Annotated in this window: 1 protein-coding gene; it reads right to left on the bottom strand. The window is 65.6% G+C overall.

What is annotated here, in order from left to right; translation table 11 throughout:
* Positions 1 to 23 precede the first annotated feature (23 nt).
* Positions 24 to 1,483 (bottom strand): IS3 family transposase gene (locus ACPUD7_RS17640; protein ID WP_425120636.1). Its coding sequence is split into 2 segments (ribosomal slippage): positions 24 to 1,126 and positions 1,126 to 1,483, totalling 1,461 coding nucleotides; the frame shifts between segments, so codons are not numbered across the junction.
* Between the last annotated feature and the right edge of the window lie 92 nt (positions 1,484 to 1,575).

The raw sequence follows: 1,575 nt of genomic DNA, 5'->3' as shown, positions 1-1,575 counted from the left end.
CGGAACCTGTCAACCTTTTTGGGTCACTTGCTGAGCTTCGTCGTTGAGTTTGCTGGCGGGGTCTTCTCGTCCTGGTCGGGCGGGTTGATCCAGGCTGTGGTGGGCAATGCCGGCGGGACTGGGTGGTGGCGGACGAACCGCTCGGGGTGGGCCATATAGGCCTTCTCGAGGACGCTGGCGCGGTGGTCCCGGATCTCGGCGGCGTAGCCGTGGTGGACGTCGATCGGGGTGTGCATGCCGATCCCGGAGTGGCGGTGGACGGTGTTGTACCAGCGGTAGAACTTGCTGCAGAACGCTCTGGCGTCCTCGATCGAGCCGAACTTCTCGGGGAACTCGGGCCGATACTTCAACGTCTTGAACTGCGACTCTGAGTACGGGTTGTCGTTGGAGCAGTGGGGGCGGGAATGCGTCTTGGTCACGCCCAGGTCGGCCAGCAGGAACGCGACCGGTTTCGAGGCCATCGAGGAGCCGTTGTCCGCGTGGATGGTCAGCTGATCACGGTCCACGTCCTGCTTGGCGATGGTCTCGCCCAGCAGCTTTTCGGCCAGCGCCGCCGACTCGGCGGGGGCGACCATCCATCCCACCGTGTAGCGGGAGAAGATATCGATGATCGAGTACAGGTAGTAGTACGTCCACTTCACCGGACCGTGGAGCTTCGTGATATCCCACGACCACACCTGATTCGGGCCCTCAGCTGCGAGTTCGGGCTTGACCCGGGGCGGGTGCGTGGCCTGGCGGCGTCGCTCACGGACCTCGCCGCGGCGGCGTAGCAGGCGATACATCGTCGAGACCGAGCACAGGTAGACACCCTCATCGAGCAGGACCGCGTGAATCTCGGCCGGGGCCATGTCCACGAACCGCTGCGAGTGCAAGACCGCGAAGACCTCGGCCTCCTCGGCTTCGGTCAGGGCCCGCGGCTGCCGGGCCGGCTCGCGGCGCTGACGCGGCGGTGCCGGGGACTGGCGATGGCGGCGGTAGTGGGTGGCCCGAGACCGTCCCACCGCCCGGCAGGCTGCTTTGGTGCCCACCAGCTCGGTGAGCTCGGTGATCGTCTCGTCGATCATCGCTTCTCGGGCTTGTCGTTGCTGCTGGTCGAGAACTGGTCCAGCAGCGCTGAGAGTTTTCCCTGGACCTCGATCACCGCCTCGGCCTTGTCCAGATCCGACCGCAACCGCTCATTTTCCTTCCGCAACCGCGCGGCTTCCTTCTGGGCTGCTGTGGCCGGTGCCGCGCCCCCGGAGCGACCCAGTGCCTCTTTGGCTCCGCGGTCGCGCTGGTCTCGCCAGGCGCTGATCAGCGAGGTATACAAGCCCTCCCGGCGCAGCAACGCGCCTCTGCCTTCGCGGTCCGCATTCTCGTACTCTGCCAGGATCTCGGCCTTGTACTTCGCGCTGTAGCGACGCCGGCAGGCCTTGGGCGGGACCTGCGGGTCAGGGACTTCATCCATACCCCCAGAATGCCTCGACTCGATCGGAGTTGTCATCGTTGTGTTCATCGCGGGGATACCTCCTCCCGCCCTCTACGACACCAAACCGGACCATCCGGGTGTCTCATCTAAGGCTGACACAGAGGGCC

It is taken from the genome of Brevibacterium sp. FAM 24630, assembly GCF_049804075.1.
Lineage (GTDB): Bacteria > Actinomycetota > Actinomycetes > Actinomycetales > Brevibacteriaceae > Brevibacterium.
Note: the sequence above shows the minus strand (reverse complement) of the source record. Positions and strands in the feature narration are given on the sequence as shown.